Annotated in this window: 15 protein-coding genes and 3 tRNA genes; 11 read left to right on the forward strand and 7 right to left on the reverse strand. The window is 65.1% G+C overall.

Annotation, left to right across the window (positions count from 1 at the left end):
* Positions 1-5 precede the first annotated feature (5 nt).
* From PKO50_RS26460 to PKO50_RS26505, 10 genes are all read left to right on the forward strand, one after another.
* Positions 6-1,727 carry a tetratricopeptide repeat protein gene (locus tag PKO50_RS26460; RefSeq protein WP_109936232.1) on the forward strand — a complete coding sequence of 574 codons (1,722 nt, stop codon included), beginning with the start codon at positions 6-8 and terminating at the stop codon, positions 1,725-1,727.
* Positions 1,728-1,735: 8 nt separating this feature from the next.
* Positions 1,736-2,359, forward strand: a complete 624-nt coding sequence (lolB, locus tag PKO50_RS26465; RefSeq protein WP_275627694.1) for a lipoprotein insertase outer membrane protein LolB — start codon at positions 1,736-1,738, stop codon at positions 2,357-2,359.
* 1 nt (position 2,360) lies between these two features.
* On the forward strand, positions 2,361-3,209 hold the full coding sequence (ispE, locus tag PKO50_RS26470) for a 4-(cytidine 5'-diphospho)-2-C-methyl-D-erythritol kinase (protein WP_275627695.1): 849 nt from the start codon (positions 2,361-2,363) through the stop codon (positions 3,207-3,209).
* Positions 3,210-3,241: 32 nt separating this feature from the next.
* Positions 3,242-3,316, forward strand: a tRNA-Gln gene (locus PKO50_RS26475).
* 57 nt (positions 3,317-3,373) lie between these two features.
* Positions 3,374-3,448 (forward strand) — tRNA-Gln (locus PKO50_RS26480).
* An 84-nt stretch (positions 3,449-3,532) separates the two neighbouring features.
* On the forward strand, positions 3,533-4,474 hold the full coding sequence (locus tag PKO50_RS26485) for a ribose-phosphate pyrophosphokinase (protein ID WP_024128138.1): 942 nt from the start codon (positions 3,533-3,535) through the stop codon (positions 4,472-4,474).
* Positions 4,475-4,580: 106 nt separating this feature from the next.
* Positions 4,581-5,189, forward strand: coding sequence for a 50S ribosomal protein L25/general stress protein Ctc (locus PKO50_RS26490; RefSeq protein ID WP_275627696.1), 609 nt, complete (start codon positions 4,581-4,583; stop codon positions 5,187-5,189).
* Positions 5,190-5,231: 42 nt separating this feature from the next.
* Positions 5,232-5,816: an aminoacyl-tRNA hydrolase gene (gene pth, locus PKO50_RS26495; RefSeq protein WP_275627697.1), complete on the forward strand. Its 585-nt coding sequence runs from the start codon at positions 5,232-5,234 to the stop codon at positions 5,814-5,816.
* Positions 5,817-5,841: 25 nt separating this feature from the next.
* Positions 5,842-6,942, forward strand: a complete 1,101-nt coding sequence (gene ychF, locus PKO50_RS26500; RefSeq protein WP_109936227.1) for a redox-regulated ATPase YchF — start codon at positions 5,842-5,844, stop codon at positions 6,940-6,942.
* Positions 6,943-7,117: 175 nt separating this feature from the next.
* A tRNA-Met gene (locus PKO50_RS26505) sits at positions 7,118-7,194 on the forward strand.
* Between the two features lie 123 nt (positions 7,195-7,317).
* Here PKO50_RS26505 and PKO50_RS26510 read toward each other — a convergent pair.
* The 7 genes from PKO50_RS26510 to PKO50_RS26540 form a co-directional block, all read right to left on the reverse strand.
* On the reverse strand, positions 7,318-7,623 hold the full coding sequence (locus PKO50_RS26510) for a HigA family addiction module antitoxin (protein ID WP_109936226.1): 306 nt from the start codon (positions 7,621-7,623) through the stop codon (positions 7,318-7,320).
* A gap of 172 nt (positions 7,624-7,795) precedes the next feature.
* Positions 7,796-8,041, reverse strand: coding sequence for an Arc family DNA-binding protein (locus tag PKO50_RS26515; RefSeq protein ID WP_109936225.1), 246 nt, complete (start codon positions 8,039-8,041; stop codon positions 7,796-7,798).
* 544 nt (positions 8,042-8,585) lie between these two features.
* Entirely contained in the window at positions 8,586-10,562 is a 1,977-nt protein-coding gene (locus PKO50_RS26520; protein ID WP_275627698.1) for a polymer-forming cytoskeletal protein, read from the reverse strand.
* Between the two features lie 15 nt (positions 10,563-10,577).
* A complete protein-coding gene (locus tag PKO50_RS26525) occupies positions 10,578-11,234 on the reverse strand; it encodes a hypothetical protein (protein ID WP_275627699.1) in 657 nt (218 codons plus the stop codon).
* Positions 11,231-11,641 (reverse strand): hypothetical protein, encoded by a 411-nt coding sequence (locus tag PKO50_RS26530; protein ID WP_275627700.1) that lies wholly within the window; start codon positions 11,639-11,641, stop codon positions 11,231-11,233. Before PKO50_RS26530 ends, PKO50_RS26525 begins: the two co-directional genes overlap by 4 nt.
* Positions 11,607-12,077 (reverse strand): prepilin-type N-terminal cleavage/methylation domain-containing protein, encoded by a 471-nt coding sequence (locus PKO50_RS26535; RefSeq protein WP_275627701.1) that lies wholly within the window; start codon positions 12,075-12,077, stop codon positions 11,607-11,609. Before PKO50_RS26535 ends, PKO50_RS26530 begins: the two co-directional genes overlap by 35 nt.
* Entirely contained in the window at positions 12,074-12,508 is a 435-nt protein-coding gene (locus PKO50_RS26540; RefSeq protein WP_275627702.1) for a prepilin-type N-terminal cleavage/methylation domain-containing protein, read from the reverse strand. Before PKO50_RS26540 ends, PKO50_RS26535 begins: the two co-directional genes overlap by 4 nt.
* A gap of 603 nt (positions 12,509-13,111) precedes the next feature.
* Between PKO50_RS26540 and PKO50_RS26545 the strand changes: the two genes are divergently transcribed.
* Positions 13,112-13,306, forward strand: coding sequence for a hypothetical protein (locus PKO50_RS26545; RefSeq protein WP_089391182.1), 195 nt, complete (start codon positions 13,112-13,114; stop codon positions 13,304-13,306).
* Positions 13,307-13,308 lie beyond the last annotated feature (2 nt).

Raw genomic sequence — 13,308 nt, forward strand, 5'->3', positions numbered from 1 at the left:
CGTCTATGAACAAATCCCTAGCGCTGCTGACCGCCCTGTTGCTGCTCGGTGGCTGCCAATCCATGCTGCACAAGGAACCGGCGCCGAAGCCGGCCAAGGACAGTGCGGCCAGCGCGGAGAAGGGCCGCAAGTACGGTTCCTTCAGCGAGGACACCCTGTATTCCCTGCTGGTGGCGGAGATCGCCGGCCAGCGCAACCGCTTCGACATCGCCCTGGCCAACTACGTCGACCAGGCCAGGCAGACCCAGGACCCGGGCGTGGCCGAGCGCGCCTTCCGCATCGCCGAGTACCTGGGCGCCGACCAGGAAGCCCTGGACACCTCGCTGATCTGGGCCAAGGCCGCCCCCGACGACCTCGACGCGCAGCGCGCCGCCGCCCTGCAGCTGGCGCGCACCGGCCAGTACGACGAATCCATGGTGTACATGGAGAAGGTCCTCAACGGCCAGGGCGACACCCACTTCGACTTCCTCGCCCTGTCCGCCGCGGAAACCGACGCGGACACCCGCGCCGGCCTGCTGCAGAGCTTCGACCGCCTGCTGAAGAAGTACCCCGACAACGGCCAACTGCTGTTCGGCAAGGCCCTGCTGCTGCAGCAGGACGGCCGCCCGCAGGAGGCCCTGAGCCTGCTGGAGAGCAAGCCGGCCAGCCGCCATGACGTGGCCCCCATGCTGCTGCGCGCGCGCCTGCTGCAGAGCATGAAGCGCAGCGACGAGGCCCTGCCGCTGCTCAAGGCCGGCATCAAGGAACACCCGGACGACAAGCGCGTACGCCTGGCCTACGCCCGCCTGCTGGTGGAGCAGAACCGCCTGGACGACGCCAAGGCCGAGTTCTCCGCCCTGGTGCAGCAGTTCCCCGACGACGACGACCTGCGCTTCTCCCTGGCCCTGGTGTGCCTGGAAGCCCAGGCCTGGAACGAGGCCAAGGTCTACCTGCAGGAACTGGTCGAGCGCGACAGCCACACCGACGCCGCGCACTTCAACCTCGGCCGCCTCGCCGAGGAACAGAAGGACCCGGAAACCGCGCTCAAGGAATACGCCCAGGTCGGCCCGGGCAACGACTTCCTCCCGGCGCAGCTGCGCCAGAGCGAGATACTCATGGACTCCGGGCGCAGCGCGGAAGCCTCGCGACGCCTGGCCGAGGCCCGCGAGCGCCAGCCCGACTACGCCATCCAGCTGTACCTGATCGAGGCCGAGGGCCTGTCCAACCGCAACCAGGCCGACCGCGCCTGGCAGATCATCGAGCAGGGCACCAAGCAGTTCCCCGACGACCTCAACCTGCTCTACACCCGCTCCATGCTGGCGGAGAAGCGCGACGACCTGGTGCAGATGGAGAAGGACCTGCGCCTGATCATCCAGCGCGAGCCGGACAACGCCATGGCGCTCAACGCCCTGGGCTACACCCTGGCCGACCGCACCACGCGCTACGACGAGGCCCGCGAGCTGATCCAGAAGGCCCACCAGTTGAACCCGGACGACCCGGCCATCCTCGACAGCCTGGGCTGGGTCAACTACCGCCTGGGCAACCTGGACCAGGCCGAGACCTACCTGCGCCAGGCCCTGGAGAAATTCCCCGACCACGAAGTGGCCGCGCACCTGGGCGAAGTGCTCTGGGCCCGCGGCAAGCAGCGCGAGGCCCGCGAAGTCTGGAGCGCCGCCCTGCAGAACCAGCCCGACAGCCCGGTGCTGCGCGACACCCTGCTGCGCCTGACCGGGTCCAAGACCCCCTGAGATTTCCCATGCGTCTGATTCACGTCCTTGGCGCCGCCGCCCTGCTCCTGCTCAGCGGCTGCGCCGGCTTCACCACCCAGGAAGCCCTGCAAGGCCAGGGCAACGCCGACAGCTGGAAGACCCACAAGGAACGCGTCGCCGCCCTCGACGGCTGGCAGATCGACGGCAAGGTCGGCATCCGTGCCCCGAAGGACTCCGGCAGCGGCACCCTGTTCTGGCTGCAACGCCAGGGCTACTACGACATCCGCCTGTCCGGCCCGCTGGGCCGCGGCGCCGCGCGCCTGACCGGGCGCGAGGGCGCGGTGACCCTGGAAGTCGCCGGGCAGGGCCGCTACCAGGCCGAGTCCCCCGAGGCCCTGCTGGAGCAGCAGATGGGCTGGCGCCTGCCGGTGTCCCACCTGCTCTGGTGGGTGCGCGGCCTGCCGGCGCCAGACAGCAAGAGCCGCCTGACCCTCGACAGCGACAGCCGCCTGGCGCGCCTGGAGCAGGACGGCTGGGACGTGGAATACAGCAGCTACGCCCAGCAGGACGGCTACTGGCTGCCCGAGCGCCTGAAGCTGCACGGCAAGGACCTGGACGTCACCCTGGTGATCAAGAGCTGGCAACCGCGCCTGCTCGGCCAGGCGCACTGACATGCAAGCGCGCCTGACCCTGCCGGCCCCGGCCAAGCTCAACCTGTTCCTGCACGTCCTCGGCCGCCGCGCCGACGGCTACCACGAGTTGCAGACGCTGTTCCAGTTCCTCGACCACGCCGACGAACTGCACTTCGCCCCGCGCGAGGACGGGCAGATCCGCCTGCACACCGAAATCCCCGGCGTGCCCCACGACAGCAACCTGATCGTCCGCGCCGCGCGCCAGTTGCAGGAGCAGTCCGGCACCGGGCTGGGCGCCGACATCTGGCTGGACAAGCGCCTGCCCATGGGCGGCGGCATCGGCGGCGGCAGCTCCGACGCGGCCACCACCCTGGTCGGCCTCAACCACCTCTGGCAACTGGGCTGGGACGAGGACCGCCTGGCGGCCCTGGGCCTGGGCCTGGGCGCCGACGTGCCGGTGTTCGTGCGCGGCCGCGCGGCCTTCGCCGAAGGGGTGGGCGAGCGGCTCACGCCGGTCGAGCTGGAGGAGCCCTGGTTCCTCGTCGTCGTGCCGCAAGTCTTTGTCAGCACAGCAGAAGTTTTCTCCGATCCCGAGTTGACACGGGATACTCCGCCCATTAAAGTTCGCAGCCTTCTCGGGGTGGACGGTCGAAACGACTGTCAGACGGTCGTCGAGAAACGTTACCCAGCTGTACGTAACGCGCTGATGTTGTTGAACAAATTCACATCGGCCAGATTGACCGGAACCGGAGCTTGTGTGTTTGGGAGCTTCCCAAACCAGGGCGATGCTGATAAAGTTCGCCGCCAACTTCCGGCCACTCTGCCAAGCTTCGTCGCACGGGGTCGCAACACCTCCCTGTTGCATCGCAAGCTTCAAGAGCTGACCTGAGAAGGAATGCAGAGCATTCGGTTGTACGATACAGGGGCGTCGCCAAGCGGTAAGGCAGCAGGTTTTGATCCTGCCATGCGTTGGTTCGAATCCAGCCGCCCCTGCCATTAACCCCACGGGGGTTGCGTACGACGGTAACGGAAGCGCTGCACAGCAAAATTCATAGGGGCGTCGCCAAGCGGTAAGGCAGCAGGTTTTGATCCTGCCATGCGTTGGTTCGAATCCAGCCGCCCCTGCCATATACAAAAAAGCTGTTCAAAAGCCACGGCCTTTGAACAGCTTTTTGGTTCATCAGGCCCACCCTCAGCCGGCAGGTACTGCGCGTGTCCAAGATGATGGTCTTCACGGGGAACGCCAACCCCGACCTGGCACGCCGAGTCGTGCGTCAACTGCACATTCCCCTCGGTGATGTTTCCGTCGGCAAGTTCTCCGATGGCGAAATCAGTGTCGAGATCAACGAAAACGTCCGCGGCAAGGACGTCTTCCTGATCCAGCCGACCTGCGCTCCGACCAACGACAACCTGATGGAACTGGTGGTGATGGCCGATGCCTTCCGCCGCTCCTCGGCCACTCGTATCACCGCGGTCATCCCCTACTTCGGCTATGCCCGCCAGGATCGCCGTCCGCGTTCCGCCCGCGTGGCCATCAGCGCCAAGGTCGTGGCCGACATGCTGACCGTCGTGGGCGTCAACCGCGTCCTCACCGTCGACCTGCACGCCGACCAGATCCAGGGCTTCTTCGATATCCCCGTCGACAACATCTACGGCTCGCCCGTACTGGTCGACGACATCGAGGACCAGCGCTTCGAGAACCTGATGATCGTCTCCCCGGACATCGGTGGCGTGGTGCGCGCCCGCGCCGTCGCCAAGTCCCTGGGCGTGGACCTTGCCATCATCGACAAGCGTCGTCCGAAGGCCAACCAGTCCGAAGTCATGCACATCATCGGTGATGTCGAAGGCCGTACCTGCGTACTGGTCGACGACATGGTCGATACCGCCGGCACCCTCGGCCACGCCGCCAAGGCTCTGAAAGAGCACGGCGCCGCCAAGGTCATCGCCTACTGCACCCACCCGGTGCTGTCGGGCCGTGCCATCGAGAACATCGAGGGTTCCGTACTGGACGAGCTGGTGGTGACCAACACCATCCCGCTGTCCGCCGCTGCCCAGGCCTGTGGCCGCATCCGTCAACTGGACATCGCGCCGGTCGTCGCCGAAGCCATGCGCCGGATCAGCAACGAAGAATCGATCAGCGCCATGTTCCGCTGAGGAACAGGGCCTGACGAAAGCGCCCCGCCGCGGCGGGGCATTTGAAGAGTCGCCCGAACGCTGGTCGCAAGCGCTCGGGCGATCTTGTCATTTTGGAGATAGTGTAATGGTTGACTTTGTTCTGAATGCCCAAGCGCGTTCCGACCTGGGGAAAGGTGCGAGCCGCCGCCTGCGTCGTAATGCCGGTCTGGTTCCCGCGGTCATCTACGGTGGCGAGAAAGCCCCGGTTTCCGTGACCCTGGAACTGCGTGAAATCGCCAAGCTGCTGGAAAACGAGGCTGCCTTCAGCCACGTCATCGCCCTGGACGTCGATGGCGCCAAGGAAACCGTGCTGATCAAGGCCCTGCAGCGCCACCCGGCCAAAGGCTTCGTCATGCACGCCGACTTCCTGCGCGTCGTCGCCGACCACAAGCTGACCGCTCACGTTCCGCTGCACTTCCTCAACGAGGAAACCGCAGTCGGCGTCAAGCAAGGCGGCGGTGAAGTTTCCCACGTCGTCTCCGAAGTCGAAGTTTCCTGCCTGCCGAAAGACCTGCCGGAATTCATCGAAGTCGACCTGGCGAAAGTCGAAGTCGGTCAGATCGTTCACCTGTCCGACCTCAAGCCGCCGAAAGGCGTGGAACTGGTTCAGCTGGCCCATGGCAACGACCTGGCCGTGGCCAACATCCACGCTTCCCGCGTAGTCAAGGAAGAAGGTGAAGGCGCTGCCGAGTAATCACTCGCCAGCCTCTTAGCCTCCAAGGAAAGGGCCCCCGTCGTGACCGCCGTGCAACTGATCGTTGGCCTGGGCAACCCAGGCCCGGAATACGACCAGACCCGGCATAACGCGGGGGCCCTTTTCGTCGAGCGCCTGGCCGACCGCGAACGCGTCAGCCTGAACCTCGACAAGAAGTACTTCGGCCTGGTCGGCAAGTTCAGCCACCAGGGCCGCGACGTTCGTCTGCTCATCCCCACCACCTACATGAACCGCAGCGGCCAGGCCGTGGCGGCGCTCGCCGGGTTCTTCCGCATTCCGGTCGAAGCCATCCTGGTGGCCCACGACGAACTCGACATGCCTCCCGGCGTCGCCAAGCTCAAGAAAGGCGGCGGCCACGGCGGGCACAACGGGTTGCGCGACATCATCGCCCAACTCGGCAACCAGAACGGCTTCCACCGCCTGCGGCTTGGCATCGGCCATCCGGGGCACAGCAGCCTGGTCTCCGGCTTCGTTCTCAGCCGCGCCCCGCGCAGCGAGCAGGAGCTGCTCGACACCAGCATAGATTCCGCCCTCGGCGTGCTGCCGGAGATGCTCGCAGGGGACTGGACCCGCGCGATGCAGAAGCTGCACAGCCCGAAGGCCTGACCCGTCTCCGCCAGAGGTACACAGCATGGGCTTCAACTGCGGCATCGTCGGCTTGCCCAACGTCGGCAAATCCACCCTGTTCAACGCCCTTACCAAATCCGGTATCGCGGCGGAGAACTTCCCCTTCTGCACCATCGAGCCGAACAGCGGCATCGTGCCGATGCCCGACGCGCGCCTCGACGCCCTGGCGGAGATCGTCAAGCCCGAGCGGGTGCTCCCCACCACCATGGAGTTCGTCGACATCGCCGGCCTGGTGGAAGGCGCCTCCAAGGGTGAAGGCCTGGGCAACAAGTTCCTCGCCAACATCCGCGAGACCGACGCCATCGCCCACGTGGTGCGCTGCTTCGAGGACGACAACGTCATCCACGTGGCCAACAGCGTCGACCCCAAGCGCGACATCGAGATCATCGAGCTGGAACTGATCTTCGCCGACCTGGAAAGCTGCGAGAAGCAGCTGCAGAAGGTCGCGCGCAACGCCAAGGGCGGCGACAAGGACGCGATCGCGCAGAAATCCCTGCTGGAGAAGCTGATCCCGCACTTCAGCGAAGGCAAGCCGGCGCGCTCGTTGATGAAGAACCTCGGTGACGAAGAGAAGCGCCTGGTGCGCGGCTTCCACCTGCTGACCAGCAAGCCGGTGATGTACATCGCCAACGTCGCCGAGGACGGCTTCGAGAACAACCCGCACCTGGACGTGGTGAAAGCCATAGCCGAGGAAGAAGGCGCCATGGTGGTGCCGGTGTGCAACAAGATCGAGGCCGAGATCGCCGAACTGGACGACGGCGAGGAGAAGGACATGTTCCTCGAATCCCTCGGCCTCGAAGAGCCCGGCCTGAATCGCGTGATCCGCGCCGGTTACGAACTGCTGCACCTGCAGACCTACTTCACCGCCGGGGTGAAGGAAGTCCGCGCCTGGACCGTCCGCGTAGGCGCCACCGCCCCGCAGGCCGCGGCGGTGATCCACACCGACTTCGAAAAAGGCTTCATCCGCGCCGAAGTGGTCGCCTACGACGACTTCATCCAGTTCAAGGGCGAACAGGGCGCGAAAGAAGCCGGCAAATGGCGCCTGGAAGGCAAGGACTACATCGTCAAGGACGGCGACGTGATGCACTTCCGCTTCAACGTCTAAGCCCTTCGCAGGCGCCCAAGGCGCCAGCCCAGGACGAGAAAAGGCCCCGAGCACCCCGCGGGGCCTTTTCGTTCCCGGCCTACCACCCGTCCCGCTAAACGCTTGAAAGAACAGAAAAATATCTAGCCAAAGGGGTTGACAGCCCCCCGAAAGATCCGGAAAATGCGCGCCACTCGGCTACATAGCTCAGTCGGTTAGAGCGCAGCATTCATAATGCTGATGTCCCAGGTTCAAGTCCCGGTGTAGCCACCATTATTTTCAAGGGGTTAGCGAAAGCTAGCCCCTTTTCTTTTGGGGCGGCAGACTACAACCTATCTCCCCTCTTCCGCCCGCATCGCCATTCGCGAGGCCCTTGCATTCCCTCGGTAGCTAGCTCTAGCCACGACCGGCCAGTGGCTCAACTTCGTGCACGATTTGCTCACCATTTGCCGCATAGGCAGTGGCCAGCGCGCACGCGCTCTGCAGGTTCATCCAGAAATCAGCCGACGTGCCGAAGTAGCGAGCCAAGCGGATAGCCATATCCGCGGAGACATCTCGACGCTCGCGAATGATGTCGTTGACGGTCGGAACCGACACCTTGAGGGCTCGTGCCAAGGTCGTCGGAGTTATCCCCAGCTCCAGCAGGAACTCTTCATGGAGGACTTCCCCTGGATGGACGGGGCGCATTCCGTTGGTTTTCATGATCTCCCCCTCGTGGTAGCCCACTAATGGCCTGACTGAGTTAGCGATGGGAAGCGCAAGGCAGGCTACTTCTTCCAAGGATCGACATGGGCTGCGCATCGATCCAGATGCATAACGGCCGATTCCAGCTCAGCCCGTCCCAATACTGAAAGAACACGGGTATCGAGCAGGATCATTCGTCGAAGTCCGCCGCACGGGCCTTGCACTTGCTAACAGGAGGCTCGATGTCCAACTCGCTTATGGATGCAAAGCGTGCGTGAATCCGACTACCCAAGCCTCCCCGCTTTTCACTCCCGGAGAGCGCCTGAGCCAGGATCACCAGAATCTCCTCCTCCATCGAACGACCATGGCTAGCAGCAACCACACGAAGTTTGGCCTCGAGGTCTGCTTCCAGGTTTCTGATGGTGACGTTGACCATAGGAACCTCCAATGCGATCGGGATCAAAGCTCATCCAACGAAACATCCCTGGAAGGCTCTTCGCGACGCTGCCCCACGATCAGGCACAACTCGACATCGTCGTCAGCCGTTTCAGTAACGTCGGATATCTCGATCGACTGCATTAACGTAGATAGAGGCATGAAGGGCTCCAAGTGCTCAGGTGACATGCTCATGATGTTCGAGGAGCGTCCCGGAATGCTCTGCAAGATTAGGGTGCCCCTTCCTTGCATCCTGTAATGCCTGGCGAAGGTGTGCCGTAGGACGTGAACCGTCGACCTGGAGCCTCCACCTCCCCGTCCGCCGATGACCAGGCGGTTGATGTCATCTACTCCCCTTATCCCCTTACGCGTCCTTTTACGACGATTCGGCTTGCCTGCCTCCATCTGAGCCAGCGAGCGTGCCAGGTGAGCGGCGTTAGCCGGGGACCTCAGCAAGTGGAAGGTTTCCACCAGGCTGTTGAAGTCATCGAGCCTGTCCATAAGCCGCATCTGTCTTTGCTCCCTATGCGGATATCGTCTTCCCCTCACAGGTACCTCACCCACTTCGCCCTGGCACTGGCCTTCACGTCGCAGTTGGACAAGCACGAGCCCATGCCCGGAATATCCTCCGGCCTGTAGTCCGGCGGGAGGTTCGCCAGGTCGAGTTCGAGGTCGTTCAGGAAGTCGCTGCTGCCCTCTCCCCAGCCGGCGGCGGTGATGTAGCCGCGGATCTTGCTGTCGCCCGTGGCGGACAGGCGGTTGCCGGCGATGACGCTGCCGTTGATTTCGCTCTGGCTGCCGAGGGTGATGTCGCCGCCCTGGAGCTGGCCGTCGACCACGCCGCCGGCCAGCAGTCCTATGTTGCCGATGGAGTTGCTCTTCAGCTTGTCCTTCGCCATGTCGCACAGGTTGCTGGGGTAGAGCCCCGTGAAGTCGATGTGGGGGTACTGGATGCTGCAGATGAACTTGAAGTCGCTGTAGTTGACCGCCGAAACGACCACCTGGCCGCCGGTACTGATCGAGCGGGTCGACAGGAAGCTGTTGTGGTAGTTGCCGTTGGAGATGTGCAGGTCCCCTTCGAACCACAGGACGCCGGGCGCCAGGCTCTTGCCCGCCAGGGTCCACTTCCTGTTCCGACTGTCGTAGGACAGGCAGCCCTGCTCGCTCGCGTGGCCCTGGCAGATCGTCCGGGCCTGCCGGCGATCGGCCGGGGCCGGGTCGAGGCAGTTGGCGCTGGTGTCGACCTGTAGGCAGAGGAAGTCCCTCCAGCCCCTGCCGTCGTGGGAGTAGTTGCCCAGGAAGTACTCGCCATCGGCGAGGCCGTTGACGTTGCGCACGGTCACCCGGCGTTGCCCCGCCGCGAATTCGAAGACGTAGTTGGCCCCCGCCTTGAGGGTGTAGGCGTCCACCGTCGGTTTCTGCGGCATGACGTAGGGTTCGAGCTTGGCCATCAGTTCGAAGCTGACTTCCGCCGGCGCCTGGACCTTGTCGATGGCCGGGCAGTTGCTGACGGCCAGCGCCCTGATGCTGTCGAACGTGGTCCAGCCTGCCGCCGGGCAAGTGATGGTCGCCCGGCTGTTGATGGTCCGCACGTTGAGCCAGGCGTTGATGGCGATGTTCCCCACCGCATTGGCCGTTTCGGCCATGCCGTTGCGCAGGGTGAGCGTCCTGCCGGCGATCAGGCTGCCGTAGCCGGAGCCGCCGGCGCGGATCTCGCCCAGGGCGTTGCCGGTCTCCACGCGGCCGTTGTCGATGAGCAGGTTGCCGTTGGTGTTCAGTTCTCCGCTCTGCGCCCCGCTCTGCATGGCGATGCCGCCCAGCGCCGAGCCCTTGAGCACGGAGGCCGAGCCTTTCAGCGTCAGGGTGCCGTTGGCGTAGGCCTCGCCGACGCTGGCGTTGCCTTCGAGGGTGATGTCCTTGGTCGCGCGCAGCGCCTCCACGCCGTTGACCGAGCCCTTGAGGGTCGCCGAGCCATCGACGTTGAGCTTGGCGTTTTCCTCGCCCTGGATGTCGATGTCGCCGGAGGCGTTGAGGTCGCCGTGGATGTCGATGACGCCGCCGTTCTCCGGGCCGGGGGCGCTGCCGGGCGTCACCTGGTAGACGACCCGCAGCAACGTCGCCGCCTGCGCCACCGCATGCCGGTTGCGCAGGTCGGCGGTGATGCTGTACGCCCTGTCCTCCTCCGCCTCCCCGGGCGGCTCGACGTCGATGATCTTCAGCGTCAGCGCATTGCTTCCCAGGCTGGCCTCCCGCTCGTCGCCCACGGCCAGTCGGGCCAGCCGGGATTCGTCCTCGGGCAATTGCGAATCCTCCTCCGCCAGCTTCAGGAAGTACCGGCGGAAGACCTCCACGCCGCTCCAGGCGCCGGCCTGGGACTGGCTGGCGGCCTGTGCCGCCACTTGCCGGTCCTGGTTGCCGCGCACGCTGAAGATCAGCGACAGGGCGATGACGCCCAGCGCCAGGGCGCTGACCAGGACGGTGAGGATGGTTGCCGCGCCGCGTTGGCGAGAGGGTGCATTCATGATGGACGATCCCCGTCAGGCGTCGGATACAGGAAGGTTGAGGAGGCAGATGCGATAGCTGACCGGAGGCACGTCGGCCCCGGCCTGCTGCGTCGAGCTGGGCGCGGAGAGGGTGACCGTGGGGTGCCTCCGGGCCTCGCCTATCGCGCCGAACGGCGAGCACACCTCCTCCGCCAGTTCGATGCGCAACTGGCTTTCGTTGCGGTTGCGGAACAGCAGCAGGTCCTCGGCCGGCGCCCAGGCGAGGCTCGCCAGGCCGGTACCCAGCGAGCAGTCGGGCGCCCGCAGGCGCGAGAGGATGCGCAGGGGCTGGCCGCTTTCCGCATCGCGCCCCGCCCGCTCGACGAGGCCGCCGCAGGTGGGCCGCGCGCCGTCCCGGAAGCGCCAGAGCAAGGCCTCCCGGGGCTCCGCCTGGCCGTCCAGGGCGAGCCGCGCCACGGCCAGGGCCTCGCCCGGGGCCGCCGCCATGCCGTAGCCCGCCCCCTGGATGTCCATCTGCAGCGAGGCCAGGGCCGTGGCCAGCTCGCCGTCCTGGTTGGCCTCGCGCCTGGCCTGGGTGCCGATGGACGAGAAAGTCCTCAGGCTGGTCATCAGCACCAGCATCACCAGCACCGAGATCAGCAGGCCCACCATCAGGCCGACCAGGCTCATGCCCCCTTGCCGGCCGCTCATGCCCCGCCTCCCACGCTGATTTCGCCGCCGTCCAGGGACACCTTGAGCAGCAGCGGCGGGCTGATCTTCCCGAGGGTGGTGCCGGCCACCTGCACGGTGGTCGCGGCACACCCGCTCACCGTCAGCGGGATCGGCCGGGCGGAGCCGGGCAGTTGGATGACGGCCCCTTCGCGAGCGCACAGGTCGACGCCTTCCTGGCCATTGCGCTGCAGCAGGTCGCGCATCTGCGCCACCGCCAGGGCCTGCAGGTTGCCGTTGCGCTGGTTGGCCAGGGTCATGGCCATGCCCAGCGCCAGCCCCAGGCAGAGGATCGACATCAGCACCACGCCGATCAGGGCATCCAGCAGCACGTAGCCCTGCTGGCCGCGGGCCTCAGTGGAGGGAGATGGAAAGACTGGAGCGTCCATAGACAAGTTCGAGCTCGTTGCCGGCGCAGGTGGCCTCCGTGCTGGAGCTCCCGCGGTTGTTGAAGGACATGCAGACCACGGGGGCGCTCCCGGCCTTGGGGCGCGTGGTCAGCTTCTCGGGCAGGCTGGCCTGCCAGAGCACTGGCGAGGTACAGCTGGCGGGGGTGTCGGCGTCCCTGGCCGAGCGCACGGTCAGTTGGCCCTTGCCCAGGCAGACGAAGCTGGCCGCCCGGTCCCTGCCGATGCCGTGCGGGTTGCGCAGGGCGGCGGCCTTGGCCCGGCCATAGGCCTCGCGCCAGATGCCTTCGGCGGTGTTCAGCCTGGCGTGCTCGACCCAGGCCGTGGTGAAGGGGGACGCGAGCATCGCCAGCAGCCCGATCAGCGCCACCACCACCATCATCTCGATCAGCGTGAAGCCGGCGTGCTTCGGGTTCATTTCCAGTCCCTGCCGCCGCCATGGGGGCAATCGCCCCGGCGCACGCCCTTTTCGTCGATGCTCATGTTGCAGTCCCTCGCCGAGCCGCTGAGCCCGGCGCCCCTGGCCTTGGCCCGGTAGCCACCAGGCAGCGAGCTCACCGAATAGCTGAAGGCCCGCTCGGACGGGCGCCAGCTGTCGAACTGCCGCATGACCGCGGAGGTGCCCTTGAACTCGCCCTCGGGAAAGGCCATCGCGCGCTGGTAGCCGGCCTCGATGACCATGCTCAGGGCGACGAGGTCCACCTGCGCGGAGCGGATCCGCGACTTGTTGATGTAGTGGTCGTACGCCGGGAATGCGATGGCGGAGAGGATGCCGACGACCGCAACGGCGACGAGCAGCTCGATCAGCGAAAAACCGCGCTGTCGACAATCGAGTGGACGATGACGCATGTCTGGACTTGCTCTGGAGGAGTGGGAAACGGTTCCGCGCGGCATTGCGCGTCTTTTTCCACTTAAAGTCACGGAGCGGGGAAAAGCCACCGGGAGAAAGCAAAACAACGGAAGGACTCACATTTAAGCGGCCGAACGGAATAAGTCCGCACTCGCTCTGCAAACCCCGTCAATCAAAAAGTCCAGCTTGCTTCTCAAAACGTTATATTTCTTAGGAATCTTCCGTAATACGGGCGCCCCGAATCGACGCGGCGTATATCCATGGGATCTCGAAAAAGCATCAGCCGGATGAAAAGTACAATCTAAAAACCGTAAATTACCGGGCGACTTGGATATCGCACCGAACTCACCAGGCAGAAATCACGCTTACCAACTTCCCCATATATTTCCTACAAACTTTCGAGAATAAGACTTCCTGAAAAGTAACGATTGTTTCACCCAGGGAAAAACTCCTTCGCACGCTCGTTAGCTAGCTAACGGCAACCCCGGACGCTACCTTTGTCCCGGCAGGTTCTTCCATTTCCTGCACTCCCGCATGGCCATTGCCCGCCCCCGCTCCGAGCGGGCAATGGTCTCTTTTTCCCGCTCGTTCAGGACGTCGCCATGCGTTACCTCGTCCGCACACTGGTTGTGGTTTGTCTTTCCCTGTTCCTGGGGCTGGCGGCCCGGGAATGGACCTTGTTCGTCCAGGCGCTGCCCATGGGCGGTGGCCTGCGCGCGATGCTCGCGGTGCTGCCGCTGCTGGCCGTGGGCAGCGGCAGCGCGACCTGGCTGGCCGCCCATCCCGAGCAGGGGTAGCC

It is taken from the genome of Pseudomonas sp. 273 (genome assembly GCF_029201425.1).
In the GTDB taxonomy this organism is placed as follows: domain Bacteria; phylum Pseudomonadota; class Gammaproteobacteria; order Pseudomonadales; family Pseudomonadaceae; genus Pseudomonas; species Pseudomonas delhiensis.

Excerpts from the sequence above, each read along its gene's own strand:
- PKO50_RS26460 (WP_109936232.1), top strand. The coding sequence starts at position 6 with ATGAACAAATCCCTAGCGCTGCTGACCGCCCTGTTGCTGCTCGGTGGC.
- lolB (WP_275627694.1), top strand. The coding sequence starts at position 1,736 with ATGCGTCTGATTCACGTCCTTGGCGCCGCCGCCCTGCTCCTGCTCAGC.
- ispE (WP_275627695.1), top strand. The coding sequence starts at position 2,361 with ATGCAAGCGCGCCTGACCCTGCCGGCCCCGGCCAAGCTCAACCTGTTC.
- PKO50_RS26490 (WP_275627696.1), top strand. The coding sequence starts at position 4,581 with ATGGTTGACTTTGTTCTGAATGCCCAAGCGCGTTCCGACCTGGGGAAA.
- ychF (WP_109936227.1), top strand. The coding sequence starts at position 5,842 with ATGGGCTTCAACTGCGGCATCGTCGGCTTGCCCAACGTCGGCAAATCC.
- PKO50_RS26510 (WP_109936226.1), bottom strand. The coding sequence starts at position 7,623 with ATGAAAACCAACGGAATGCGCCCCGTCCATCCAGGGGAAGTCCTCCAT.
- PKO50_RS26515 (WP_109936225.1), bottom strand. The coding sequence starts at position 8,041 with ATGGTCAACGTCACCATCAGAAACCTGGAAGCAGACCTCGAGGCCAAA.
- PKO50_RS26520 (WP_275627698.1), bottom strand. The coding sequence starts at position 10,562 with ATGAATGCACCCTCTCGCCAACGCGGCGCGGCAACCATCCTCACCGTC.
- PKO50_RS26525 (WP_275627699.1), bottom strand. The coding sequence starts at position 11,234 with ATGAGCGGCCGGCAAGGGGGCATGAGCCTGGTCGGCCTGATGGTGGGC.
- PKO50_RS26530 (WP_275627700.1), bottom strand. The coding sequence starts at position 11,641 with ATGGACGCTCCAGTCTTTCCATCTCCCTCCACTGAGGCCCGCGGCCAG.
- PKO50_RS26535 (WP_275627701.1), bottom strand. The coding sequence starts at position 12,077 with ATGAACCCGAAGCACGCCGGCTTCACGCTGATCGAGATGATGGTGGTG.
- PKO50_RS26540 (WP_275627702.1), bottom strand. The coding sequence starts at position 12,508 with ATGCGTCATCGTCCACTCGATTGTCGACAGCGCGGTTTTTCGCTGATC.
- PKO50_RS26545 (WP_089391182.1), top strand. The coding sequence starts at position 13,112 with ATGCGTTACCTCGTCCGCACACTGGTTGTGGTTTGTCTTTCCCTGTTC.